Source organism: Chloracidobacterium sp., assembly GCA_025057975.1.
Lineage (GTDB): Bacteria > Acidobacteriota > Blastocatellia > Chloracidobacteriales > Chloracidobacteriaceae > Chloracidobacterium.
The window spans coordinates 1-595 of record JANWUV010000052.1 but is presented as its reverse complement, the minus strand read 5'-3'; the positions used below and the strand labels follow the sequence as shown (position 1 = coordinate 595).

The 595-nt window shown below is 63.4% G+C and carries 1 protein-coding gene; it reads right to left on the bottom strand.

What is annotated here, in order from left to right:
• Window positions 1-224: 224 nt before the first annotated feature.
• The coding region (locus NZ585_15025) for a pyridoxal-phosphate dependent enzyme (GenBank protein ID MCS7081341.1) at window positions 225-595 on the bottom strand (371 nt) is incomplete at its 5' end.

The window sequence follows — 595 nt, the reverse complement described above, 5'->3', positions numbered from 1 at the left end:
GACGCGGCGGGTCGGGAGGTGAGGTGGTGGAGGCGTGGGCGTCGATGGGTAGGCGGGTTGTGGAGATGGCGTCGTCATTAGAATTCCTCCCGTGTACAAGGCGGGATCGGCTTAGTGCGCCCTTTCAGCGTTAGTCCCGGTCCTTTAGAAGGACCCAGCGGATCAGCCTGCTCGTTGTATTATGGCGGCGTTCCACCGGCATGCTGTGTTGGCTAAGAGGCGTACTAGTTGATGCCCATCAGCATGTCGGCCGCCTGCTGGTAAGAGGCAAACACGCTCTCTGCCGCTGCGTTGCCGCCGCAGATGAGCGCCACGGGACACTCGTATTTGCCCAACGGCACGCCGCCGTCCAACAACGCTGCTACAACTGCCGCGCCGGCCGGCTCAACGATCTGGTTACATTCAGCCCAGAGCCAGCGCATCGCCTGCACCATCTGGCGGTCGTCAATAAGGTGAATCGTATCCACGTACTGGCGCGTGATGCCATAGGTCAGGTCGCTGACGCTACGCGGCGCCAGCGTGTCGGCGATGGTGCGTACCTGTTGGACGCCCGTCCGGCGGCCGGCGGCGAGGCTCTTGCTCATCGAAGGCGCGC